Annotated in this window: 27 protein-coding genes and 2 tRNA genes; 20 read left to right on the top strand and 9 right to left on the bottom strand. The window is 32.7% G+C overall.

The genetic code is table 11. The annotated features are described in order from the left end of the window. Nucleotides 1-135: 135 nt before the first annotated feature. Nucleotides 136-1,575, top strand: a complete 1,440-nt coding sequence (locus SOI86_RS08335; protein ID WP_320681357.1) for a glycoside hydrolase 100 family protein — start codon at nucleotides 136-138, stop codon at nucleotides 1,573-1,575. A gap of 2 nt (nucleotides 1,576-1,577) precedes the next feature. Here SOI86_RS08335 and petD read toward each other — a convergent pair whose 3' ends face one another. Beyond that, nucleotides 1,578-2,060, bottom strand: coding sequence for a cytochrome b6-f complex subunit IV (gene petD, locus SOI86_RS08330; RefSeq protein ID WP_320681356.1), 483 nt, complete (start codon nucleotides 2,058-2,060; stop codon nucleotides 1,578-1,580). Between the two features lie 33 nt (nucleotides 2,061-2,093). Next, on the bottom strand, nucleotides 2,094-2,750 hold the full coding sequence (petB, locus tag SOI86_RS08325) for a cytochrome b6 (RefSeq protein ID WP_011817812.1): 657 nt from the start codon (nucleotides 2,748-2,750) through the stop codon (nucleotides 2,094-2,096). Nucleotides 2,751-2,821: 71 nt separating this feature from the next. Here petB and ctpZ point away from each other — a divergent pair, with 71 nt between their 5' ends. From ctpZ to SOI86_RS08295, 6 genes are all read left to right on the top strand, one after another. Then, nucleotides 2,822-4,111, top strand: coding sequence for a carboxyl-terminal processing protease CtpZ (ctpZ, locus tag SOI86_RS08320; RefSeq protein WP_320681355.1), 1,290 nt, complete (start codon nucleotides 2,822-2,824; stop codon nucleotides 4,109-4,111). Between the two features lie 38 nt (nucleotides 4,112-4,149). After that, the gene (locus tag SOI86_RS08315; RefSeq protein WP_320681354.1) at nucleotides 4,150-5,406 is read left to right on the top strand and encodes an HD domain-containing protein; all 1,257 of its coding nucleotides are present in this window, start codon (nucleotides 4,150-4,152) and stop codon (nucleotides 5,404-5,406) included. A 10-nt stretch (nucleotides 5,407-5,416) separates the two neighbouring features. Continuing rightward, entirely contained in the window at nucleotides 5,417-6,070 is a 654-nt protein-coding gene (locus SOI86_RS08310) for a septum site-determining protein MinC (protein WP_320681353.1), read from the top strand. A 117-nt stretch (nucleotides 6,071-6,187) separates the two neighbouring features. Further along, the gene (minD, locus tag SOI86_RS08305) at nucleotides 6,188-7,003 is read left to right on the top strand and encodes a septum site-determining protein MinD (RefSeq protein WP_320681352.1); all 816 of its coding nucleotides are present in this window, start codon (nucleotides 6,188-6,190) and stop codon (nucleotides 7,001-7,003) included. 1 nt (nucleotide 7,004) lies between these two features. Further along, on the top strand, nucleotides 7,005-7,331 hold the full coding sequence (gene minE, locus SOI86_RS08300; RefSeq protein ID WP_320681351.1) for a cell division topological specificity factor MinE: 327 nt from the start codon (nucleotides 7,005-7,007) through the stop codon (nucleotides 7,329-7,331). A 64-nt stretch (nucleotides 7,332-7,395) separates the two neighbouring features. Then, nucleotides 7,396-7,467: transfer RNA gene (locus SOI86_RS08295), tRNA-Thr, on the top strand. A gap of 177 nt (nucleotides 7,468-7,644) precedes the next feature. Here the strand turns inward: SOI86_RS08295 and SOI86_RS08290 are convergent. The 4 genes from SOI86_RS08290 to SOI86_RS08275 form a co-directional block, all read right to left on the bottom strand. Further along, nucleotides 7,645-8,226, bottom strand: coding sequence for an L-threonylcarbamoyladenylate synthase (locus tag SOI86_RS08290; protein WP_320681350.1), 582 nt, complete (start codon nucleotides 8,224-8,226; stop codon nucleotides 7,645-7,647). A 22-nt stretch (nucleotides 8,227-8,248) separates the two neighbouring features. Continuing rightward, the gene (prmC, locus tag SOI86_RS08285; RefSeq protein WP_320681349.1) at nucleotides 8,249-9,118 is read right to left on the bottom strand and encodes a peptide chain release factor N(5)-glutamine methyltransferase; all 870 of its coding nucleotides are present in this window, start codon (nucleotides 9,116-9,118) and stop codon (nucleotides 8,249-8,251) included. An 11-nt stretch (nucleotides 9,119-9,129) separates the two neighbouring features. Next, complete coding sequence (psbM, locus tag SOI86_RS08280) at nucleotides 9,130-9,282, bottom strand: photosystem II reaction center protein PsbM (RefSeq protein ID WP_320681348.1); 153 nt, start codon at nucleotides 9,280-9,282, stop codon at nucleotides 9,130-9,132. Nucleotides 9,283-9,385: 103 nt separating this feature from the next. After that, nucleotides 9,386-9,748, bottom strand: a complete 363-nt coding sequence (locus SOI86_RS08275) for a 2Fe-2S iron-sulfur cluster-binding protein (protein WP_320681347.1) — start codon at nucleotides 9,746-9,748, stop codon at nucleotides 9,386-9,388. Nucleotides 9,749-9,971: 223 nt separating this feature from the next. Here SOI86_RS08275 and psbB point away from each other — a divergent pair, with 223 nt between their 5' ends. The 7 genes from psbB (at nucleotide 9,972) to SOI86_RS08240 (ending at nucleotide 16,177) form a co-directional block, all read left to right on the top strand. Continuing rightward, nucleotides 9,972-11,495, top strand: coding sequence for a photosystem II chlorophyll-binding protein CP47 (gene psbB / locus SOI86_RS08270; protein ID WP_320681346.1), 1,524 nt, complete (start codon nucleotides 9,972-9,974; stop codon nucleotides 11,493-11,495). 23 nt (nucleotides 11,496-11,518) lie between these two features. After that, on the top strand, nucleotides 11,519-11,617 hold the full coding sequence (locus SOI86_RS08265) for a photosystem II reaction center protein T (protein WP_320681345.1): 99 nt from the start codon (nucleotides 11,519-11,521) through the stop codon (nucleotides 11,615-11,617). 98 nt (nucleotides 11,618-11,715) lie between these two features. Then, entirely contained in the window at nucleotides 11,716-12,195 is a 480-nt protein-coding gene (gene nrdR / locus SOI86_RS08260) for a transcriptional regulator NrdR (RefSeq protein WP_320681344.1), read from the top strand. Nucleotides 12,196-12,304: 109 nt separating this feature from the next. Further along, complete coding sequence (locus SOI86_RS08255) at nucleotides 12,305-13,396, top strand: 30S ribosomal protein S1 (protein ID WP_320681343.1); 1,092 nt, start codon at nucleotides 12,305-12,307, stop codon at nucleotides 13,394-13,396. Nucleotides 13,397-13,533: 137 nt separating this feature from the next. Then, nucleotides 13,534-14,775 (top strand): methionine adenosyltransferase, encoded by a 1,242-nt coding sequence (gene metK, locus SOI86_RS08250; protein WP_320681342.1) that lies wholly within the window; start codon nucleotides 13,534-13,536, stop codon nucleotides 14,773-14,775. 11 nt (nucleotides 14,776-14,786) lie between these two features. Further along, nucleotides 14,787-16,019: an FGGY-family carbohydrate kinase gene (locus SOI86_RS08245; RefSeq protein WP_320681341.1), complete on the top strand. Its 1,233-nt coding sequence runs from the start codon at nucleotides 14,787-14,789 to the stop codon at nucleotides 16,017-16,019. Between the two features lie 85 nt (nucleotides 16,020-16,104). Then, nucleotides 16,105-16,177 (top strand) — tRNA-Phe (locus SOI86_RS08240). Nucleotides 16,178-16,271: 94 nt separating this feature from the next. On the opposite strand, the gene SOI86_RS08235 is transcribed toward SOI86_RS08240, so the two are convergent. Then, nucleotides 16,272-16,691: a hypothetical protein gene (locus SOI86_RS08235; protein WP_320681340.1), complete on the bottom strand. Its 420-nt coding sequence runs from the start codon at nucleotides 16,689-16,691 to the stop codon at nucleotides 16,272-16,274. Between the two features lie 146 nt (nucleotides 16,692-16,837). Between SOI86_RS08235 and SOI86_RS08230 the strand changes: the two genes are divergently transcribed. The 3 genes from SOI86_RS08230 to SOI86_RS08220 all read left to right on the top strand — a co-directional run bounded on the left by SOI86_RS08230 (nucleotide 16,838) and on the right by SOI86_RS08220 (nucleotide 18,297). Next, nucleotides 16,838-17,473, top strand: coding sequence for a TVP38/TMEM64 family protein (locus tag SOI86_RS08230; protein WP_320681339.1), 636 nt, complete (start codon nucleotides 16,838-16,840; stop codon nucleotides 17,471-17,473). A 118-nt stretch (nucleotides 17,474-17,591) separates the two neighbouring features. After that, complete coding sequence (locus tag SOI86_RS08225; RefSeq protein WP_320681338.1) at nucleotides 17,592-17,771, top strand: hypothetical protein; 180 nt, start codon at nucleotides 17,592-17,594, stop codon at nucleotides 17,769-17,771. After that, entirely contained in the window at nucleotides 17,746-18,297 is a 552-nt protein-coding gene (locus tag SOI86_RS08220; RefSeq protein ID WP_320681337.1) for a phycobiliprotein lyase, read from the top strand. The genes SOI86_RS08225 and SOI86_RS08220 overlap by 26 nt, the downstream gene beginning before the upstream one ends. On the opposite strand, the gene SOI86_RS08215 is transcribed toward SOI86_RS08220, so the two are convergent. Beyond that, complete coding sequence (locus SOI86_RS08215; RefSeq protein ID WP_320681336.1) at nucleotides 18,281-18,793, bottom strand: R-phycoerythrin subunit beta; 513 nt, start codon at nucleotides 18,791-18,793, stop codon at nucleotides 18,281-18,283. The genes SOI86_RS08220 and SOI86_RS08215 overlap by 17 nt on opposite strands. Nucleotides 18,794-18,971: 178 nt before the next feature. Here SOI86_RS08215 and SOI86_RS08210 point away from each other — a divergent pair, with 178 nt between their 5' ends. Genes SOI86_RS08210 through SOI86_RS08200 form a run of 3 tightly spaced genes read left to right on the top strand, consistent with a single transcriptional unit; the run spans nucleotide 18,972 to nucleotide 22,864 of the window. After that, the gene (locus SOI86_RS08210) at nucleotides 18,972-19,172 is read left to right on the top strand and encodes a hypothetical protein (RefSeq protein ID WP_320681335.1); all 201 of its coding nucleotides are present in this window, start codon (nucleotides 18,972-18,974) and stop codon (nucleotides 19,170-19,172) included. A 30-nt stretch (nucleotides 19,173-19,202) separates the two neighbouring features. Next, entirely contained in the window at nucleotides 19,203-21,611 is a 2,409-nt protein-coding gene (locus SOI86_RS08205) for a UvrD-helicase domain-containing protein (RefSeq protein ID WP_320681334.1), read from the top strand. A 5-nt stretch (nucleotides 21,612-21,616) separates the two neighbouring features. Next, nucleotides 21,617-22,864, top strand: coding sequence for a CCA tRNA nucleotidyltransferase (locus SOI86_RS08200; protein WP_320681333.1), 1,248 nt, complete (start codon nucleotides 21,617-21,619; stop codon nucleotides 22,862-22,864). Here SOI86_RS08200 and selD read toward each other — a convergent pair whose 3' ends face one another. Continuing rightward, the gene (gene selD, locus SOI86_RS08195; RefSeq protein WP_320681332.1) at nucleotides 22,865-25,036 is read right to left on the bottom strand and encodes a selenide, water dikinase SelD; all 2,172 of its coding nucleotides are present in this window, start codon (nucleotides 25,034-25,036) and stop codon (nucleotides 22,865-22,867) included. It lies immediately after the preceding gene. Nucleotides 25,037-25,041 lie beyond the last annotated feature (5 nt).

The following is a 25,041-nucleotide window of genomic DNA, read 5'->3' as shown; positions in this document are numbered from 1 at the left end:
TTTTTGCCCAGAAGAAAATACTAAACCATTTGACCGTAATTATGCAACCATTAATACATAATTTTTTTATTAATTTTATTTTTGTTCAATATTGACTTCATAAATTAGGCTTTAAATAAAGGGATTTTAAATAAAATGGCAGAAAGATTTAGTCAAAAAAATTTAAGAGTAAGACCAAGTTCCGATGAAGAGAAAATTGTAACAAATGCAAAAAAGCACTTTGAAAAGACTTTAGTTGAAATATCAGGAGAGCTAATAGGGAGTGTTGCTGCACTAGAACACCCAACAAAAAACAAAAAGTTAAATTATGGAGAAATATTTTTAAGAGACAACGTTCCTGTAATGATTTACCTCATTACCCAAAAACGATACGAAATTGTCAAAAAGTTCCTAAGCGTATGCCTTGAGTTACAAAGCACTAATTATCAAACACGTGGCGTATTTCCTACTAGTTTCGTAGAAGAGAATGGAAAGCTAATCGGAGACTATGGTCAGAGATCAATAGGGAGGATTACTTCCGCTGATGCAAGTTTATGGTGGCCCATTTTATGTTGGTATTATGTTAACAAAAGTGGTGATTATGCCTTTGGAAAAAGTCAAAGCGTTCAAAGGGGTATTCAACTTTTACTAGATCTAGTTCTGCATCCAACATTTGAGGGAACTCCCGTGCTTTTTGTTCCAGATTGCGCGTTTATGATTGATAGGCCTATGGATGTATGGGGAGCACCTCTAGAAGTTGAAGTTTTACTTCATGGATGTTTAAAAAGTTGTATAAACCTAATGGAATTAAGTCGAGCAGATCATGTAAGCAGACTTTTAGATCAAAGACTTATACTCACGAATCAATGGGTTAAGGATTTAGGAAGTTTCCTCTTAAAACACTATTGGGTTACCAGTCAAACAATGCAAATTTTAAGAAGAAGGCCCACTGAGCAGTATGGAGATGATCAACACTTCAATGAATTTAACGTTCAACCTCAAGTAGTTCCCTCATGGCTTCAAGACTGGTTAGAGAATAGAGGTGGTTATTTAATAGGAAATATTAGAACAGGAAGACCTGACTTTAGATTTTACAGTTTAGGTAATTCTTTAGCATGTATGTTCGGAGTACTACCACCGGCAGAACAAAGAGCTTTATTTAGATTAGTTTTGCATAACAGAGAGCATTTGATGGCTCAAATGCCTATGAGAATTTGTCATCCTCATATGGATGTCGAAGAATGGCAAAATAAAACTGGATCAGATCCAAAAAATTGGCCTTGGAGTTACCACAATGGTGGCCATTGGCCAAGTTTACTTTGGTTTTTTGGCGCAGCTGTTCTTTTACATCAAAAAAATTATACTTCTGATGATGTGATTCTCATGGAGGAAATGAAATCTTTAATAGAGGAATCATATTGGTGTCAACTTAATCAATTGCCTAAGCAAGAATGGGCAGAATACTTTGATGGACCTACAGGTACTTGGGTTGGCCAACAATCAAGAACTTACCAAACCTGGACAATTGTTGGTTTTTTATTAATGAATCATTTTCTAAGAAATGAAAATAACGATCTAGATATGTTTAAGATTTAATCCTAAAATAAGCCTAAAGTTAGTGATTTATCTATTGGTAAGCATGCACCAATACCAAGATATATTGTTAGGAATGTTCCAAACAAGAACGCAGACATTGCTATTGGTCTTCTAAAGGGATTAGAGAATTTATTAACGTTTTCGATGAAGGGTAAAATGATTAATCCAAGTGGAATTAATGTTTGAAGTGCAATCCCCAAAAGTTTATTAGGAACTACCCTAAGTATTTGAAAAACTGGATAGAGGTACCATTCAGGAAGTATTTCTAGGGGAGTAGCGAATGGATTTGCTTTATCTCCTAACATTGCAGGATCAAGAACTGCTAGTCCAACTACACAAGCAATAGTACCTAAAATAACTACTGGGAATATATATAATAAATCATTTGGCCAAGCGGGCTCCCCATAATAATTATGGCCCATACCTTTTGCTAATTTTGCTCTTAATTTTGGATCAGATAGATCTGGTTTTTTTAACGTAGACATGTGGAACTCTTGTTGTAATTTAATTGTATGTGTTTATAAAGGACCTGAAATACCCTGTTTACGAATCATTAAAAAATGCATCAGCATGAAAACAGCTAATGACCACGGCAACACGAAAGTATGAAGACTGTAGAATCTTGTAAGAGTTGATTGTCCCACACTTTCTCCACCCCTCAGTAGTTCAACCATAAAATCACCAATTACTGGAATTGCTGCAGGTACACCTGAAACAATTTTGACTGCCCAATAACCCACTTGATCCCAAGGTAAAGAATATCCTGTCACACCAAAAGCGACTGTTATCACTGCCATTACAACACCTGTAACCCAAGTTAGTTCTCTAGGCCTTTTGAAACCACCAGTCAGATAAACCCTAAAAACGTGAAGGATTAACATCAAAACCATCATAGATGCACTCCATCTATGAACAGATCTTATTAACCATCCAAAACTTACATCGGTCATTAAATAACTTACTGAACTATAAGCTTGTGTAACTGTTGGCTTATAGTAAAAAGTCATTGCAAAACCTGTTGCAAATTGAATTAGGAAGCATACTAAAGTTATGCCTCCTAAACAATAAAAAATATTTACGTGAGGGGGTACGTACTTGGAAGTTACGTCGTCAGTTATGTCTTGAATTTCAAGTCTTTCTTGAAACCAATCATAAACAGATGAAGAATTCGCCATCCAAAAAAAAATTAGCTTTGATAATAAGAGCTTACTTAAAATTCTTATACTTGGTGTTAACACTTAACCCAATGGATTCATCTTTTAACAAACTTTTAACATTCAAAATATTGATCACTGTATTAATGATCAGTATTTTTTCTACCAATTTTTTATTCATTGAAAGAGTGTATGCTCTCAGTGATAGCAAGCAATTAGTGCTTGACGCATGGACCTTGGTAAATGAGGGTTTTTATGACCCAGAAAAGTTTGATGAAATCCACTGGAAGAGAATTAGACAAAAAACATTACAGAAACAAATTGAAACAAGTGAAGAGGCTTATTCCGCAATTGATGACATGTTAAGACCTCTAGAAGATCCTTATACAAGAATTTTACGCCCAAAAGATTATGAACTTCTGAAATCAAGTAATTTTGGTAGTGAGATTAATGGTGTTGGTCTTCAATTAGGTATAGATGATGAAAGTAATAAAGTTAAAGTTATCTCTACTCTTGGCGGTTCTCCAGCAGAAGAAGCTGGAATAATTAGTGGGGACTTCATAGAGAAAGTAGATGGAATTTCATCAGAAGAATTAGGCCTTGCAAATACTGCCTCTAAGTTAAGAGGTGAATCAGGAAGCAACGTTTTAGTTGAAATATCTTCGAAATTAGGAGAAATTAGAGAATTCGATTTAGAAAGGAGATCAGTAGATCTTAGACCTGTACGAACAAAAAGATTAAGAGACGATTTTCACACAATAGGGTACTTAAGAATAACTCAATTTAGCGAAAGCGTTCCCAAAAAGGTTGAAGAAGCTCTTCAAGAGTTAAAAGAGAAAGAAGTTGAAGGTTTGATCTTGGATCTTAGGAATAATTCAGGCGGACTAGTAAGCTCAGGAATTGCAGTTGCAAACTCATTATTGAGTGAGAGGCCAGTAGTAGAGACAAAAAATAGAAATGGAATCAAAGATGCAATCATTTCTCAAAAAGAGACTTTTTTTGATGGACCAATGGTGACTTTGGTAAATAAAGGGACTGCGAGTGCTAGTGAAATACTTGCAGGGTCTTTACAAGATAACGGCAGATCCATTCTCATGGGTGAAAAAACTTATGGGAAGGGTTTAATTCAATCCTTAAAAAGTCTAGGAGAAGACAGTGGAATAGCAATAACAGTTGCCAGCTATTTAACTCCCAAAGGTAATAATATTCAAGGTCAAGGCATGACACCTGACAAGTTACTAGAACTTCCGGATGCCGGTGAATACGGAAGTTCCGACGATAAATGGGTGAGAAATGCAGAATTATTTCTAGATTCACTGCTAGAAAAAGAAGAAGTTTCAATTCAAACTAGTGAATCAAGCAATGAAGAAATAAAAAGCTGAAAAAGCAAAAGATTTATTAATAGAAAATTTTAAACACTATGAGTATTAAAAGAATTTTTCATGATCCAATTCACAAACAAATTGTATTTCATTCAAGGCTGCCAGAAGAATTAATGATTATGGAATTGATTGATACAGTCGCTTTTCAAAGATTAAGAAGAATAAAACAACTAGGTCCGGCATCATTAATTTTTCATGGCGCAGAATCGAGTAGATTTACCCACTCAATTGGCGTTTTTTGTATCGCAAGAAAAATATATAAGAGATTAATTGAAATTAAATCTTCATTTTCTGAAAATAAATTTGCTCTCTTTGGAGCAGCTCTATTACATGATTTAGGTCATGGACCATTAAGTCATACCAGTGAAACAATATTCGATCATAATCACGAAAAGTGGTCGCAAAACTTAGTATTAAATTATTCTCCAATAAATTCAATTCTCAAAAAGTATGACAATGAATTACCTAGACAAATTGGGGAATTATTTAAGTCAAAACAACTATTTTCAAAACCTTTAAAAACTTTGATTAGCAGTGAAATTGACTGCGATCGTCTCGATTACCTTTTACGCGATAGTTACAACACAGGTACCAAATATGGCTTAGTTGATTTAGAGAGAATTATTTCAGCTCTTACTTTTTCACCTGATGGGAATATTGCAATCAATCCAAAGGGAGTTATCGCCATTGAGCATTTCTTGGTCCTAAGAAACTTGATGTATAGAACTATCTATAACCATAGAATAAACGAAATTTCAACATGGATTTTGGAAAAAATAATATCCACAATTAAATATAATTGCGAAAAGAAAATTTGGTTAGATAAATCTCTTTATAAATGGATATTTTCTTATGAAAATGTTGATTTTGATGATTTCATAAGAAATGATGATATAACCTTTTATTACCATTTGATTAGATGGAAAGATGAATCTTTCGAACCACTTTCTACACTATGCAAAATGTTTCTTGATAGAGATTTACTAAAAGCATCAGACATAAGTTTTTTAAATAAAATAAATAGACTAGAAATTCTTGCATTTGCAAGAAAATTATGTGAAACAAATAATTTTAATTCAGAAATTTTTTGTGGAATTAAAGAAAGATCTTTTAAAGGTTTTGAATCTAACAATGCACTAAAAATATGGGACGGCACCTATCAAAACTTGTTAGAAAATAGTTCTGCATTAATAAAAACTTTAATGAAATCTGAGGAAAGCTCTTTTATTATTTATCCAAGTGTGATCACAAATGAAATCAAAAATCAAATTTCATTAATAAGAAATAATTCCTAAATTTAATTCAATGAAAATCGTTATTAATGATCTTAATAGTAAATATATAGAAACTATATCTTTTGAGAATTTTGAGAATATCCATGAAACTTTTAAAAATTTTTATTCGATGAGAGGAGCTCTGGAAGCAACAATTTTTACAGTCAATGAGTCAATAAGTTCTCATCAATTATTAAAATTAAAAAATATTTTTCATAAAATGAATACTTGTTATTTAAGTATGTACTCAAATAATAGAAATACAGTATTAGCTGGAAAATCTCTTAAAATAGATTCAACTTTTGTTAAGGAACAAGAGGTTAAAAATAAGTTGCTTATAGTAAATTCCAAAAAAGACGATATTCTTCACGAAGGGACAGTAAGATCAGGAGATAGAATATCTTCAAATGGAAACCTTTGCATTATTGGAGACGTTAATCCCGGAGCAATAGTTTTCGCAAAAAAAAATATTCACGTTTGGGGCAAACTACTAGGAATCGCCTTCGCAGGTAGGGGTGGAAATAATAATGCCTCTATTTCATCACTTTATTTAAACCCCTTACAACTAAGAATAGCTGATGTGATAGCTATTGGCCCAAAGGATATGCGCAAAACGTCTTATCCTGAAATTGCAGTCATAGAGAATCAAACAATAATGATCAAGCCTTACATAATAGAAAGTTAAAATTAATCAAGGATTTGAAATAAATTAATTCAAAATTGATAAATTTAAGAATTACTTAATCTTTAAAATATTTAACTTTCTGAAAGTAGCCTTATTATTTGAAAAATCCTTAAATTCGTGGCGGACAATACTCGCACAATATTAATTTGTTCAGGAAAGGGTGGGGTTGGCAAAACCACTTTAACCGCAAATCTTGGCATAGCACTTGCTAACAGCGGAGCATCCACTGCTGTATTAGATGCTGATTTTGGATTAAGAAATTTAGATCTTCTTCTAGGATTAGAAAATCGCATTATTTATACTGCTCAAGATGTTTTAGACAAAAATTGTCGTCTTGACCAAGCATTGGTTAGACACAAAAAGGAACCTAATCTTGCTCTTTTACCCGCTGGAGATCCTAGGATGCTGGATTGGATGAAGCCCGAAGATATGAAAAAAATTAGCTCCATGCTTAGCGAAAAATTTGATTTTGTTTTAGTTGATTGTCCTGCGGGAGTAGAAGATGGTTTCAAAAATGCCCTTGCAGCTTGTAAAGAAGCCATTGTTGTTACTAACCCAGAATTATCTGCAGTACGTGATGCCGATAGAGTAATAGGGATTCTTAATACATCTGATATTGAGCCTATCCAGCTTGTTATAAATAGAGTTCGCCCTAACATGATGGCTAGTCAAGAAATGCTATCTATTGATGATGTTCAAGGGATTCTTTCTTTACCTTTGTTAGGTATTGTCTTAGAGGATGAACAAGTAATAATAAGTACAAATAGAGGAGAGCCACTAACCCTTACAGACAGTAAATCTCCTGCAAAAAAATGCTATTTGAATGTATCTCAAAGACTTACAGGGAAGGATATACCCATTATTGACCCAAAGAATGAAGGCAAAAGCCTTAAAGATAGATTTATGAGATTAATGCAAACAAAGGTTTTTTAAGATGATGACACTCAGAGATCTTATAAATAAGTTACTAGGCAGAGAAACGGCTAGTGCGAATACAGCTAGAGAAAGATTACAACTTGTACTCGCTCATGATCGAGTTGATATGAGTTCCTTAACAACTGACCTTCTGGATAAAATGAGAAAAGAAATTCTTGATGTTGTTGCTAAATATGTTGAGATTGACTTTGAAGAGGTAGCAGTAAGTTTAGAAACGGAGGATAGAATGACAGCATTAGTAGCCAATTTACCTATTAAAAGAACTCTTTCAGGGGAAATACAGTTCAAAAAAAATGATAAAAGTGATAAAGATCTCAAAAAGTAATAAATTTTAAAAAGCAAAAAAAATACTAATAATTGATCCTCCTTAATTGTAAGATAGAAACAACGCCGGCTTAGCTCAGCGGTAGAGCAGCGCTTTTGTAAAGCGAAGGTCATCAGTTCAAATCTGTTAGCCGGCATTTTGTATATTTAATTCCGTTCAATATTTTTTCCTGAAAACAAAAAAATCAAACCTAATAACAAAATAAAAGGCAATAGTCTTATTTCAAGAACATACTCTACAAAAGATGCAAAAGGTTCAAATATCCAAAAAGTCAAAAATTGAATCAATAAAACAAAAAATAATAATAAAAACATTAATTCAATTCCTTAATTAATACCTCTCCTTGTCTAATCAGCCTCCAATTTCGATTATTTTCCCAAGATATTATGGTACTTGCTTTTCCACTACCTTTCTCCCAAGGAACAGGTCCTAGAATATCTACAGAGGGAAAGTCTAAAGCAATTCCCTCAGCTGTAATTGATCCCGTGGAGCCTGATATATTCGCACTCGAAGTTAACAATGGGCCTGTTTCTTTCATAAGAGATTGAGCAGTACATGAATTTGGGATTCTTAACCCAATCGTAAAATCGCTACTTGTAAGAATTTCAGATTGTCTTTTTGAGCAAGGAATAACCATTGTCAGAGCTCCAGGCCAATATTTTGCAGCTATATTTTCGTAATCTTCCTTAGCTGATTCATGAACATAATCAATTAATTGTTTGTGTTCTGATCCCATAAGAATTAAGGGTTTATTTCTATCTCTATTTTTAAACTCATAAATAATTTTTGAAAATCTTGGCAAGCATCCAATTGCAGGAAGAGTGTCCGTCTGAAAAATTACAGGCAAGCCACTGTCAAGCCTCTTCAAAGCAGATTTACAATCTATTAAATTCATTTAGATTATTAACAATAATAATTTATTTATATCTTCCAATAGTAAACCTACCAACACCTGAAAGATCTTTCACAATTTCTACTAATGTAAATCCATTGTTAGTAAGCAGCTCTTTTACTTTATTACCTTGGTCAAAATGATTCTCTAATATAAGCCAGCCCTTATCTCTTAAAAATAGTGGTGCTTTTTGAATTATTTCCCTGATATGTTTTAAACCATCATAACCGCCCATTAAAGCTAACTTTGGTTCGAATTTTTTTACTTCTTCGGGTAATTTCTCATAAATATCTCCAGGAATATATGGCGGGTTTGAAATAACAAGATCTAATTTGCCTTTAAAACTTTCAAAGGGAGTCCACCAATTACCGCAATAAAATCTCAAATTTGATTGTTCAGAAGAATCTATAAAATTTTCAGTGGCTATTTCTAATGCATCTTGATCAATATCAGTTGCTATACCCTCCCACAATGGATAAGCTAATGCCAAAGCAATACTAATAGCACCTGATCCAGTTCCCAATTCGGCAAAAAATAATTTTTGTGAATTTTTTCCAAATATCTCGAAAACAATATCAACTATAAGTTCGGTCTCTGGCCTGGGAATAAGTACTTTATCTGTTACTTTTAATTTTAAATCTCTCCAAAAAGTTATCCCACATAGGTATTGGATAGGTGTCGAAGATAATAAATGATCTTCCCAAATAGAACCTAAGTAGTCCAAGTTTTTTTTTATATATAAGTCACCTACAGGATTAATTTTCAACAAGTTTAGATGACTATTTGATATACCACCTATACAGTCAATAAGAAAAGCAAAAGATTGATAATCTCCTCCTTTAGAAAGTTGTTTTTTTTTCCAAGATAAAAATTCTTCAACAGAAATGCTTAGCATTTATGAAGGTTCTAACGTTTTGGCCCAAGTTTACCTTTACCAGAGTCTGAAAAGAAGCTTGATTTTTCTCCATCTTGTGTAGAAATAAACAAACCTATGAGGAAAATTGTTGGGACTCCAACAAAAAGAAGACTAGCTATGAATCCAAAATTGGTTGTTTCCATTTAATTGACAGTTCTATTTAAGTATTAAGACTATAGACATATAAATTGAAATAAAGTGGAAAAATCAACAAATTTTATCAACTGATTAACAGTCTTAAACAATTTAGCGAGGTAATTTTTTATTTTCACTAACTTTTTTAAGTTCTCCTAAATTTGAGGGAGGAGATTGTGGTTTTGTTAAAATTACTGCAGAGGACTTTATTAATGTTTGGCAGGCAAGTCGCCAATTTTCTGGTCTATTTTTGAGTTTTTCTTCTTCAACAGAAGTAAGAGGACTTAAAGAGTTTTTGTTTCCTCCTTCAACTGAAATAAAACAAGTACTACACTGTCCTGCTCCTCCACAATTTCCTAAAATTCCTTTTAATCCATATAGTTTTAAGTTTTCTTTCATTACTAGTTCCCTTAAATTTTCACCAGGATTGCATTTAACCTCTAAATCCTCACGGATAAATCTAATAGTTGCCATTTTTTTTTGTTATTTTTCCTATTTTGGCGATTTACTTTGAGAATTGTGACCAAAATATTAACAATTTTTGGTAAAAAATTCCTTGTAAACGCAGTCCTGCAAACTGATTTGACCAATTTTTGCAAGAAAATAAATTTATTTACAAAAATCCCTCAAAGGCTAAAAAACCCTTACTATCGTGATGTTTAGCTGTTTATTCAGCATAGTTACTAGAAATTAACCGATGGGATTGCCTTGGTATCGAGTTCACACAGTAGTTATTAATGACCCAGGTCGACTACTTGCTGTGCATCTTATGCATACTGCATTATTAGCCGGCTGGGCCGGTTCTATGGCTCTTTATGAATTAGCCATTTTTGACCCTTCTGATGCTGTTCTCAATCCAATGTGGAGACAGGGAATGTACGTTATGCCATTCATGGCAAGACTAGGTATCACAAGTAGTTGGAACGGATGGGATATTACCGGTGCTACTGGAGTTGATCCTGGATTCTGGAGTTTTGAAGGGGTAGCAGCAGCACACATATTCTTTAGTGGACTATTGATGTTGGCCTCTATCTGGCACTGGACATACTGGGATTTAGAATTATGGGAAGACTCTAGAACAGGCGAGCCTGCTCTAGATTTACCAAGAATATTCGGAATTCATCTACTTTTAGCTGGACTTACATGTTTTGGCTTTGGAGCATTTCATTGTGCAAACGTAGGTATTTGGGTGTCTGATCCATATGGCTTAACTGGTCATGTAGAGCCTGTTGCTCCTTCTTGGGGAGTAGATGGTTTTAATCCATTCAATCCAGGAGGAATAGTTGCAAATCACATTGCCGCTGGACTTATGGGGATCATTGGGGGGATTTTTCATATTACCAATAGACCCGGAGAAAGACTGTACAAGGCTCTTAAACTTGGAAGCCTTGAAGGAGTTCTAGCCAGTGCTCTAGCCGCTGTACTTTTTGTATCTTTTGTTGTTGCAGGAACAATGTGGTACGGATCAGCAACAACTCCAGTAGAGTTATTTGGCCCTACCAGATATCAATGGGACTCTGGCTATTTCAAAACTGAAATTAATAGAAGGGTTCAAACTGCTATTGATAATGGTGCCACTAAAGAAGAGGCATATGCATCAATCCCAGAAAAACTAGCATTCTACGATTATGTTGGAAATAGTCCTGCTAAAGGAGGATTATTCAGAGTCGGAGCTCTCGTTAATGGAGACGGATTACCAACTGGATGGCAAGGGCACATTGCTTTTCAAGATAAGGAAGGTAACGATTTAGAAGTTAGAAGAATTCCTAATTTCTTTGAAAACTTCCCAGTGATACTTGAAGATAAAGAAGGCAATGTAAGAGCCGATATTCCATTTAGAAGAGCTGAAGCGAAGTATTCATTTGAACAAACTGGGATTACTGCCACTATCTATGGAGGAGACTTAAATGGTCAAACATTTACTGATCCTGCAGTAGTCAAAAGATTAGCCAGAAAGGCACAATTAGGAGAAGCATTCAAGTTTGACAGAGAAACTTATAAATCTGACGGTGTATTCCGAAGTTCCCCTAGAGCTTGGTTTACATATGCTCATCTATGTTTCGGATTGCTATTCTTATTTGGCCACTGGTGGCATGCTTCAAGAACTCTTTACAGAAATTCCTTTGCTGGTATTGACGCTGAGATTGGAGACCAAGTTGAATTTGGTTTATTTAAGAAGCTTGGTGACGAAACCACAAGAAGAATCCCAGGAAGGGTTTAAACTAAACTTTATTAATTAATCTTATGGAAGCTTTTGCTTACGTTCTTATTTTAACTCTCGCAGTTGTTACTCTATTCTTTGCTGTCGCCTTTAGAGATCCTCCTAAAGTTGATAGAAAATGAAATTTTAAAAAACCTCTTGTTTCAAGGGGTTTTTTTTTACTTTTCATAATTAAAATATTACTCTAGTATTAGAGTTAAGGTTCAACTTATTTCACTACATGCAGTGTCCAACCTGTCAAAACACAGATAGCAGAGTTTTGGAATCAAGATCTGCTGATAGTGGTAAAAGTGTTCGAAGAAGAAGAGAGTGTTTAAACTGCAGCTTCAGATTTACAACTTATGAAAGAGTTGAAACAATGCCAGTTTCAGTTATTAAAAAAGATGGGAGCAGAGAATTATTTGATAAACAAAAATTATTTACTGGCATATCAAGAGCTTGTGAAAAAACTAACTTTACGAGTGAATCAATTATAAATTTTGTAGATGGAATTGAATCACAAATCATACAAGACTCCAACAAAGATATTAAATCTTCCCAAATTGGAGAGTTAATACTTAAAAACCTTAGAAAAGAAAACGAAGTGGCTTATATAAGATACGCCTCAGTTTACAGAAAATTTAACGGGGTAAAAGATTTTATTTCTACTCTTGAATCTTTAAAAGGAAATTCAAAAAGCCAATTAGCTTCAATTTTATAAAATTCAGCATCTTAAAGTGTAGAATACATAACACAAATATATTGTGCTATTAGTTTGCAGGCCAATAGCATTCCTTTCTAACTACCTTAGGTAGTCTGCGATGTAAAAAATGAACGAAAATTCTTCCCAAACCATTAAAGAACTTTCTGAAGATAAAGAAATTAAAAATTCTTCTGAATTAGATAATAATTCAGTATCTCAAAATGAGGAAGATTTATCATTCGAAAAGAACGATATCCCTTCAGCTGATTCTTCCTCTAGCAGGACAAATACAGATTTTGATAATGCAGGATTCACACAAGAAGAATTTGCTTCACTTTTGGGCAAATATGATTACAACTTTAAGCCTGGAGATCTAGTAAAAGGAACCGTCTTTGCTCTAGAACCAAAAGGGGCAATGATAGATATAGGAGCAAAAACAGCTGCATTTATGCCTGTTCAAGAGGTTTCAATAAACAGAGTTGAAGGACTAAATGATGTTTTACAGCCTTCAGAAAGCAGAGAATTTTTCATAATGAGTGAGGAAAATGAAGATGGCCAATTAGCACTTTCTATAAGGAGAATTGAATATCAAAGAGCATGGGAAAGGGTTAGACAACTACAAAAAGAAGATGCGACTATATATTCTGAAGTTTTTGCAACAAACAGAGGCGGAGCTCTTGTTAGGGTTGAGGGCTTGAGAGGTTTTATCCCAGGTTCTCATATAAGCGCTCGAAAAATCAAAGATGACTTAGAAGGTGAATATTTACCTTTAAAATTTCTTGAAGTTGATGAAGAAAGAAATAGATTAGTACTAAGTCATAGAAGAGCTTTGGTTGAGAAAAAAATGAACCGACTTGAGGTAGGCGAAGTTGTTGTTGGTTCGGTAAAAGGTATTAAACCTTATGGAGCCTTTATTGATATTGGAGGAGTAAGTGGTCTATTGCACATTTCTGAGATTAGTCATGAACATATTGAGACGCCCCATAATGTTTTAAATGTGAATGACCAAATGAAAGTTATGATAATTGACCTCGATTCTGAAAGAGGACGAATTTCATTATCTACTAAAGCACTTGAACCTGAACCAGGGGATATGCTAACTGACCCTCAGAAAGTTTTTAGTAAAGCTGAAGAAATGGCTGCAAAATACAAACAAATGTTATTTGAACAAACTGACGATAACGAAGAGATGCCCACAGCTTCAGCTGAAGGAGTATAAATTCACTTATTTATTTTGTGCATAAATATCGGAACTTAAGCCTCATTATTCTCGTACAAGTATTTTTTAATTTACAATAATTGATTTGTAACGATAGTCTAATTTAGGATAAAGTCTAATTTCAAAATTATTTTTAAATGAGTGATTTCATTTTCACTTCTGAATCCGTAACTGAAGGTCATCCTGACAAAATATGTGATCAAATTAGTGACGCAGTTTTAGATGCTTTATTAACAGAAGATCCAGAAAGTAGAGTTGCCTGCGAAACTGTCGTTAACACGGGTCTTTGTCTACTTACTGGAGAAATAACTTCAAAAGCAAAAGTCGATTACATAAAACTAGTTAGAAATGTAATTAAAGAAATTGGATATGAAGGCTATAGAGCAGGTGGTTTTGACGCAAATAGTTGTGCTGTTTTAGTAGCACTTGATGAACAATCACCAGATATTTCACAAGGAGTAAACGATGCAGATGATGTTAACGATGATTTAGAAGATAATACCGGAGCTGGTGACCAAGGCATAATGTTCGGCTATGCATGCGATGAGACGCCTGAATTAATGCCCTTACCGATTAGCTTAGCTCATAGATTAGCCATTCAACTTGCCAAAGTGAGGCATGAAGAAGTCCTTAATTATCTACTCCCTGATGGTAAAACTCAAGTAAGCATTAATTACGAAAAAGGTTTACCAGTCTCTATTAATACGATTTTAATTTCAACTCAACATAATCCTGAGATTGATGGAGTAACAAATGAAGAAGAAATTCGTCAAAGAATAAAAGAAGATTTATGGACACATGTTGTAATTCCTGCTACTGAAGATTTAGAAATCAAACCAAACATTAGCGAAACAAGATTTCTAGTAAACCCCACGGGAAAATTTGTCGTAGGTGGACCTCAAGGAGATGCTGGGCTCACTGGTAGAAAAATTATTGTAGATACTTATGGTGGATATGCAAGACACGGAGGAGGGGCATTTTCTGGTAAAGATCCCACAAAAGTAGATAGATCAGCCGCTTATGCAGCACGTTATGTAGCTAAAAGTATAGTTAAGGCAAAATTGGCAAAAAAAGCAGAAGTACAATTAAGTTATGCAATTGGAGTTGCAAAACCAATTTCCATTCTCGTGGAAACTTTTGATACTGGTGTTATTTCACAAGCTAATTTGACTGAGCTAATTAAAGAGCACTTTGATTTAAGACCAGCAGCAATAATAAAAGAATTTAACTTAAGAAATCTACCAAAAAAAATGGGAGGAAAATTTTTTAGAAAGACTGCATCTTATGGACATTTTGGCAGAAGAGATCTTGAGCTGCCCTGGGAAAACGTAGAAGAAAAAGCAGCCAAATTAATAGAGGCTTCCAAAATCTTTTTATAAATATTTTTTCTATGCCTGATAATTTTTATGGAGGTTTAGATTTTGGAACGAGTGGTGCAAGAATATCAATAATTAATCTTCATAAAAAATTAGTATATTCAAATTCAGTAACTTATTCATACGGCTTTAAAAATCCAAATTCTTGGATCAATGCTTGTGAAAATCTCTTAATTAATTTACCTATTGAGGTAAAAACTAACCTTAATAAATTGGCTATCTCTGGCACCTCAGGAACTTTAATAGCATCCAATTTACGAGGAGATCCGATGGGAGAAGCAATACCCTATGACCAAGCATGTATTGAACATAAGATCCTTCTTGACTCCTTAACTTCTGGAGAAGATCATCTGCGAACTCCATACAGTAGTCTTGCTAAAGCATTAAAGCTAATAGATAAATATGGGACAAATATACTTTTACGACATCAATCTGATTGGATCACTGGTTGGTTTTTAAAAGATTGGACTCATGGAGAAGAAGGTAATAATCTAAAACTTGGTTGGGATCTAAAAAAAGAATCGTGGCCAAAAGGCTATCTCAATACTTCATGGCAAAAATGCCTACCTCATATAGTAAAAAGTGGAAAAAATATTGGACAAGTAAATTCTGATTTATCAAAGAGATTTAACTTAAATAAGAAATTAATATTAACCTCGGGCACCACTGACTCTAATGCAGGTTTAATAGCTGCAGGTTTAGGTAAAGAAGATGGTCTCACAGTTTTAGGAACAACAATTGTGGTTAAAAAAATTATTGATAACCCTATAAAAAAACAGGGCATTACAATCCATAGAGTAAACGATGATTGGATATGTGGAGGAGCATCAAATGCTGGATGCGGCATCTTGTCTAAGTTCTTTTCTGATTTAGAAATAAAGGAACTCAGTCGACAAATTAATCCATCTGAAAACACTTCTTTGGATCTTTTACCTCTGAATAGTAAAGGAGAGAGATTTCCTGTTAATAATTCTAATTTAGAGCCGATACTTGGTCCCAGACCAGTAAGCGACTCACTTTATTTACATGCATTATTTGAGGGGCTAGCTAAGATCGAATTAAAAGGATGGGAAGAACTAGGCAAACTAACAGGTTCACTTCCCAAAAAAATTATTACTATTGGTGGAGGTTCAAAAAACCCTCAGTGGAGAAAAATAAGAGAAAAAATTATAAATATACCAATAGTTTCATGTAATAAAACCACTTCTTTTGGTACTGCCTTATTAGCAATTAATTCAAAAAAATAATTTTTGATGTTTGATAAAGATATAAAATTTTTAATGAAAAGGGTTTCACAAACTACACATCTTAATTTAAAGTATATAGGTTGGAGCCGGGATAGCTCAGTTGGTAGAGCAGGCGACTGAAAATCGCCGTGTCCCCAGTTCAAATCTGGGTCCTGGCACCTTTATAACCCTGTCCTAGACGGGGTTTTATACTTTTAAGACATAGAGGACTCGTGATTTTTACGTAATTTTATTTTTTATAATTGAAAATTTTTAGTTTTCGACTCTGCAGACTTGACCAATAACACCCAAAATCAGTTTATCTCCATTTGGATCTTGCCAATCAGCTAAATCATTTAAATTTTTATTTACTTCATCTATAGAGACATCAACGTCTCTAAATGATTTTTCAAAACAATTAATATCCATTGTGTAGAGAATATCCTTAGTAATTTCACTTTTTGTCTTGGGAATATATTTACTCAATACTCTCACAGAACCATCCTCATTCCTTTTAATACTTTGTCTATCCCATAATTGTTCTCCATATTCACTTTTAGGAACTCCAACCCATTCATGAGGCAACGCATTTAATTGTTTTATTGAAATACACATGGAAACTATTATCAAAAGGACTAAACCAATGCAATTTCTAATAAATATTGGATTAACTTTATTCTTAGAATCAATCATGAATACTTATGAAATACAAAAATTTTTTATCGGGAGTAAATATAAGATTAAAAATTTGTAAAAATTTTTATTGATTAGTATTTCTATTATAGATACAATCAAATATTAAATTAAGAAATTACTCCCAATAAATTTACTAAACAATAATGAATAAAATACAGAAATTTCTCTCAGTAGTTTTTTTTATCGCAATATTTGTTGTATTGATTTTTTTAATTCAAAATTATGGAATTGAACCCCTAAGGAACAAAATAGAAAGTATGGGAATTTGGGCCCCTTTTGGAATTTTCATACTAAGAGGAGTAAGTATTATTTTACCGGCTCTTCCAAGTTCAGCTTATTCTCTGCTAGCCGGTTCATTATTAGGATTTCAAAAAGGTTACATGACAATAATCTTTTCTGATATCGTTTTTTGCCAAGCTGCTTTCTTTATTGCAAGAAATTATGGGCGAGTCCCTGTAAGGAATTTAGTAGGCGTAAAAGCAATGAAAAAAATTGAAAGTTTTAATCAAAACCAACTAGAAGAAAATTTCTTTCTAATGACAGGCTTACTAATGACTGGCCTTTTTGATTTTCTAAGCTATGCAATTGGTATTGGAGGAACTCGCTGGAAAATATTCACTCCAGCATTAATAATAAGTCTTCTGATCAGTGATTCTATACTAGTAGCTGTAGGAGCTGGTGTTAGTCAGGGAGCAGGATTATTTCTGGGAGTAGCTCTTTTAGGAATGTTTGCATTAGCTACTATTTCAGGATTAGCAAAAAATAAAATTCCTAAATAACAAAACAGTTAAAAATTTTTTAATCAAAGAATAGAGATATAACATTTTTGCAAACAACAACTATATGAGTAAGAATTCATGCAAGAATAGGAATCGATTAATTTTTTAAAGTTCTTATATGACTCCATTTAGACCAACTTCACATGATCGTCCTGGAGAACAAATATCAACCACTCCTTCTGGATTAAAAGTAACTTCTGCAAAGAGATTAATGGTGGATTCAATGGTAAGAATGATTCAAAAAGCAGAAAATCATTCCGTAGAAGATAAACTTGACGAAGAATCTAAAAACAATTGATCAATTCATCGATCAAAGTATAGGAGAGTGGAAATCCATAAGAAGTACTCATACTTTAGCTTTTCAGGAATTTGAAAACTCAACTAGTAAAATATATATAAGAAATATCAACTCAAAAAATAAAAAAGTTATTGAAATTTTTAAAAATAACAAATTAAGTTTAAACCTAGAGAACACAGCCATTTCTATAAAATGGCAAGCTATTAGTGATTGGGAAGAAGATGATATGAGTGAAGGAGATGAAACTATTTTGATATTTTTACCCAAGGATGAAAATTCAGGAATTGTTTTACGAAATAAAGGTTATACAGAATCCTTTATTACATCATCCAATTATTTTGTTGATGAACAAAATAACTTACATATTAAAACCATCTACAAATCAAAAGTTTCCGAAGAAAGAATTTCCTTTTTATCCACTCACATAAGATCCAGATTTTCTACTATTAGAAATCTAGACAATAACTCCTTGATACAGACCTCCCATACTTCAGAGATAAGGAATTTAGCTAGTTTAAAAGATTAAGTATCCTTTCAAATTGAAACTCTGTTTCAGATATTAGTTCAGGAAGAAAGCCTTTCTTTCCTAGCATATTATTAACTGTTGAATTTAAATCAGAGATTGTTGCATCTCGCATTAGTTCAATAACCCTTCTTGCATTTCTTAAAGGCACCCCAAGAGCGAGATAAGTATTTTTGAGATCCTTCAAACAACTTTTTTCTAAAACTGATTCATCATTAGAAATTAAAAGATAAGCAACAATCCTTAAGATTATTTCTCCGTCTCTTAAACAAACGGACATCTTGTTAGTTGTATTTAAAGATATTTGTGAATTAACTGAATCTTGATTTTCACAAATCATTGCTGTTACAGCATCTGCTGCAATTGCATGTGAATTATTGGTTATTGAGGTGATTGCATCTAATCTAGAATTTGCACTATTAATAAATTGTTTTATATTACTTAAATCATTTAGTTTGTTATCAGCGGACAATAATTGATTATTCTTTGAAACTGACATTCCTGAAGTAAAAAATTTAAAGTTAGATTTTAAGGTTAGTACAAAGCTAGTTAAAACAATATAATTTCAAAATTAATGCAACGCTTCTTAATTAATAACTGCATTCCAAAGTGATAGTTGAAATAATTCAAATAAAAATTTTTTTTCCGCTAATATGATAATAATTTTTAATAAAGTTTTGGATCAACAAGATTTAAAATTATCGAAGAAACTTATTTCCTCATATAAAAAGAGATTGGAAAAAGAAATTATTGACCGTAGTATGAAATTAAGAATGCCTCAAAATAAATTTGAAGAAATAATTAATAATAATAATGAACTTATAAATTTAAAAAAAGCGTTAGAAAACCTAGAAACTGAATCTGAACCTCATAAGTAAAGTCTGATTTTTTGAAAAACCCTTCCAAAAGTGTCTCAAACTAACAATTTTCTTTTTAAGTCTTTAAACAATGAGCAACTTCAAGCAGTAAAACATGTTTATGGACCACTATTAGTTGTAGCAGGTGCAGGCAGCGGAAAGACAAAAGCTCTTACCCACAGAATTGCAAATCTTATTGAAAATAACTCTATAGATCCCTATAACATTCTCGCAGTCACTTTTACTAACAAAGCTGCTAAAGAAATGAAAGCAAGATTAGAGGTTCTTCTAGCCCAAGAATTAGCTTTTAATCAATTTGGTCAGCCTTGGAAAACTCTCAAAGAAATTGATCAAAATCAATTAAGAACAAACGTTCACCAAGAGAGGCTTCAGAACCTTTGGATAGGCACCTTTCATTCTTTATTTTCAAGACTTCTCAGATACGATATTGAAAAATATAATGACCCAGAAGGATTAAGATGGACAAGGCAATTTTCAATTTACGATGAAACAGATTCTCAGACATTAGTAAAAGAAATTATCAGTCAAGAAATGAATCTTGATCCCAAAAGATATGATCCCAAAAAGATTAAAAGATTAATTAGTAATGCTAAAAATCAATGCCTAACTTCCAATGATCTTTTAGAAAAAGCAAATAATAATTTTGACAAAACAGTTGCAGAAGCCTACAAGAGATATAGGATTTCGCTTTCAAAAAATAATTCTTTAGATTTTGATGATCTTCTACTTTTGCCTGTTTTCTTATTGAGGCAAAATGATGTAGTAAGAGATTACTGGCACAAAAGATTTAAACATATCCTAGTTGATGAATATCAAGATACAAATAGAACACAATATGAACTTATAAAATTAATTACGGCTGGAAATACTGAACCAAAAAATTTCTTTAATTGGGAAGATCGTTCAATTTTTGTTGTAGGTGATGCTGATCAAAGTATTTATAGTTTCAGAGCAGCTGACTTCAGAATTCTAATTGGTTTTCAAGACGATTTTAAAACTACAATTCATGACGATACAAAATCATCTTTAATCAAATTAGAAGAAAATTATAGGTCATCTTCTAATATCCTTGATGCTGCAAACTCATTAATTGAAAACAACTCTGAAAGAATTGACAAAGTTTTAAGGGCTACTAAAGAAAAAGGAGAACTTTTAAAGTTACTCAACTGTGATGATGAAATTTCTGAGGCAGAGGCAATTACCAATAAAATAAAAGCACTCAATAATTATAATCAAAACCCAATTTGGAGAAATTTTGCAATTTTATATCGAACAAGAGCTCAGTCAAGAGTATTAGAGGAATCTCTTGTAAGGTGGCGCATTCCCTATACAATTTTCGGAGGATTGCGTTTTTATGATAGAAGGGAAATTAAAGATGCAATAGCCTATTTGAAAGTTCTTGTTAATTCGTCAGATACCGTTAGTCTTTTGCGTATCATAAATGTTCCGAGAAGAGGGATTGGTAAGACTACTATTCAAAAACTTAATGACCTATCTAACAGATTAAATATTCCATTATGGGAGATTCTTAATGATAAGCAAAGTCTTGAAGAAACAATAGGCAGATCATCAAAAGGAATTAAAAAATTTACTGAAGTGATGAATGATCTACTTTGTTATCTAGAAAATTCAGGCCCTGCTCAACTACTACAACTAATCTTAGAAAAAAGTGGCTATTTAAGTGACTTGCTATCTAGTGGGACTGAAGAATCTGAAGAAAGACGAAATAACTTACAAGAACTAATTAATGCAGCTACTCAATATGAAGAAGAGACAGAAAATGGAGATGTAGAGGGATTTCTCTCTACAGCGGCCTTAACAACTGATAATGATACGAAGAAAAATAATCCCAACTCTGTAACTCTTATGACTCTGCACAATAGTAAGGGTTTAGAATTTCAAAATGTTTTTATAACTGGACTAGAACAAGGTCTATTCCCGAGTCATAGATCAATAGATACTCCCTCACTGCTGGAGGAGGAAAGAAGATTATGCTACGTAGGTATTACTAGAGCAAAAGAAAGAGTTTTCTTAAGTCATGCTAGAGAAAGAAGATTATGGGGTGGAATGCGTGAAGCAACAATTCCTTCAATATTTCTTTCGGAAATACCTGAAGATTTAATGGATGGTGAATTACCTCAGACTGGTGGTGCTTCAATCAGAAGAGATTGGCACCTTGATCGTTTAACAAGAGTTGATCGAAACAATCCAAATGAATTTGTTAACAAACCAATAAATGCAGTAAGGAAATTATATTCAGGACCAAGTAAAGGGAAAAGCTGGATAGTTGGAGATAAGCTAATTCACTCAAAATTTGGGAAAGGTGAGATAATACATATTTTTGGGAGCGGTGAAAAAATATCTTTAGCGGTAAAATTTGGTGATAAAGGGAGTAAAATTCTAGATCCTAGATTAGCTCCAATTCGTTATGTAAGTTAAAATTAATGAATGATATTTCTGAATATATACATGGGGAATTAATCAAAATTCCATTTAATCTATATAACCTAATTACTAAATACATAGAATCACATAATAATACTAAGGTAGCTTTTGTTGGCGGTTATTTAAGGGATTTATTAGTTAGTAAATTCCACAAAAAATCTTTTTCTGAACCTGTGGATATAGATCTTGTTATTGAGGGTTCCTCTATTTCTCTGGCAAAATTTATAAAAAAAAATATTGTAAATGTTGAGATTTGTTTAATCAAGGAATTTCATTTATACAACACTGTGGAAATAAATATAAATGACTATAAAATTGATATTGCTTCTGCAAGAAAAGAAATTTATTCTGCTCCAGGGGTAAATCCAATAGTAACTAATAGTACAATTAAGGAGGATCTTAAGAGGAGAGATTTCACTATAAATTCAATAGCCTTCGAGGTCTCAACAAGGAAAATCTTTGATCTTTATGGAGGAATTTCTGATATAAAAAGCAAAAAATTGAACTTACTTCACAGTAATAGTATTTCAGATGATCCTAGTAGATTAATTAGATGTGCAAAATATGCTTCGAGGTTAGATTTCAATATTTCAAGAAATTCCCTTAAACAATCTCAAGAAACGGTTAAACAATGGCCGTGGAGAAGTTCAGCAACACATCAGAAAATGATTTTCCCTCCTGCACTCGGCATACGAATAAGGATGGAACTAGCTGAAATATACAAACACGATAACTTGAATAATGTAATTTCAATAATTGATAAATGGGAAATTATCTCAATCTTAAATGAAAATATTAAAGTCGATAAAAGGTTTTTAAGAGGACTAAAGTGGATTAAGAGCTTGAATGGAAATTACATCCTATTCTTGTTAAAAGATGCAGAAAATTTAGAGAAAGCATGCCAAAGATTTTTGATAAATCATAGTGAAAAGAAAATATTAGAAGATTATTTAAATATAAAAAAGAAATTAAAAACCAAGGAAGATAAATACAAAAATTATTCAGCATCAAGTTGGACAGAATTTATTGAGAACAGAAACCTTGATGACGAAACAGTCAAATTATTAATTTGTGATGGGGGTCCTTACTGGCGTAACTTGTTTAAGTGGTTATTTATTTACAAATCCATAAAATCTAAAAAAGATGGAGAAACATTAAAAAAAGAAGGATGGGAGCCAGGGAAGGAAATGGGGAAAGAAATTAAAAGATTGAGATATTTAGAAATTGATAAATTGCATAGAAATTGATTACATTTTTACAACTTCTCCAACCTTGTACCATTTATCTTTTAGAGTATTTTCAAATTTACGATTGCAGCTAATCAACAAGGGGCCACATGTTTGCGGATCCAATAGTAATGATATTCTCTCGTAAAAAGTCTCTTTATCTAATGAATTTTCGTTGAAGAAATTAATTATTCTTTTTTGCTGATTTCCTTCATAAATTGTGTCAAAAATTTCTTTATTAGATTCAAAGAGAGTACTTCTAATATCTTTTCTTATTAAATCAAATACTCCAGGATAAGCTTTAAATGCTAATAAATCTAGAAAAACTTTTAAAGGCTCTAAATTATTACTTTCCCTATATAAATTAGATGATTCAACCATCTCTTTAAGATGGCCTATAAATCCATATCCAGTAATATCAGTAGCAGCATTGACTAATGATTCTTTAAATTGATCTTGAAAAAGATAAATTTCATCAATCAAATATTGCTGACTCTGTACTAAATTATTAATTATTTCAGAAGAACTACCTAAAATATTAATATTTTGCATTTGACTGGCAAAGTAAATCCCAACTCCGAGAGGTCTAGACATCATAAGAATGTCCCCATCATTCATTCCAGATTTAAGCCATGGTTTTGCTCCATTTTTTAAGATGCCTTGGACAGTTAAAGAAATATCTATTCCTAATGAATAAGGTTTATTGACCAAACTTCTTGCCTCGAAAGTATGACCTCCAAGTAATTCGCCTCCATGATCCTCAACGGTTGATTTAATCCCTTGAAGGGATTGAGAAAAGAGGTAACTTTGAAATTCCCTTTCAACTTTTGGCAATGATATTAAAGCCTGCGCTGATGTAAGTTTTGCTCCGCATGCCCACAAATCTGAGCAAGCATGCAAAGTAGTAATTTTCGCATTAAGCCAAGGATCGCTCACCAAAGCAGGGAATCCATCTACACTTTGTAAGATAGTATCTTGACCATTTTGATAGATCTCAACTGAATCTTCAGGGGATGAAGCAAAAGAATCTAAACTAGAATCTATTAATGATTTATTCAAAACAATCTGAGGAATTTTAGCGGCACATCCCCTGCAATCATTCAATGAAATATTTTTTCCACTACTTTTCATAATTAGCCTTTTTGATCTGAACTGGTTAATAAAATTCAGGTCAATTTTATGCTTAAAAATCCAAAAAAGAAAAGAAGGACCAAAAACAAAATTGCGATAAATAGCAAAAGCCTTTGGATGATGGCTTGGAAATATATTAACTATTTGCAACCCGAACCTTTGAGGAAACCACTTTTTTAATGATCCCCCTTCTATATCCTTTTTTAGATTTTGGACTAATGTATTTACAACTTTTACTGCAAAAACTCCCGATGCTGGTCTTTTTGCTGAATCTAAAACTGCACAATCACCTACAGCAAAGATTCCAGAGAAACTTTTCAACTGCAAATTCTGATTTGTGATTATCCTGCCATTAGAATCCGAATCAAATAATTTTTTTTGTGCCCATAAAGGGGATGTATTTCCAGTACATAAAAGAATCTTGCCGCAATCAAAATCAAGGTTTTCAACTAAATCAATATTTGAATTCCGTAAACTTTTTAGAATTATATTATTAAGTTTTCTTGAATCACATAATAATTTTAAGGATCTACCTTCCCATCTTCTTCTCAAAGCATATGATACTTCAATTGCAGCAAGGCCACTCCCAACAATTACAAATGGAAGTTCATTAACTGAATCAAAAATGTCCTCTTTTTGTATTAAGTCATAAGCCCTCAAAAAAGGTTTAATTGGAAAAGCATTTTTATTTTTAACTAGTGACTTAAATTCATTTGGAATTCTTGTTTGACTTCCATAATTAAGAACCAACTTCGAATAATTCACTGGTGGTCTATTTCTTAAAACAATCTTTTTTAAATTAAAATCAATATCTTTTACTTCTTCTTCAATAAAAGATACTTTTGCATTTTTTGCTAATGATCTTATATCAATTAAACTTTCTTCTAAAGAAATTGATTTTGAAATCACCGATGGAAACATCGCTGAATAAACCAAATGAGAATCTGTGGATATAATTGAAACAGGAATTTCTGGCATTAATTTCGGACTCATTAACCATTTCTTAATTAAAAGAACATTTGTATGTCCTCCTCCAATTAGTACTAGATGATTAAACGTCATTTAAA

The sequence above is a fragment of the Prochlorococcus sp. MIT 1314 genome (assembly GCF_034093315.1).
Classification (GTDB): Bacteria; Cyanobacteriota; Cyanobacteriia; order PCC-6307; family Cyanobiaceae; genus Prochlorococcus_A; species Prochlorococcus_A marinus_Y.
Note: the sequence above shows the minus strand (reverse complement) of the source record. Positions and strands in the feature narration are given on the sequence as shown.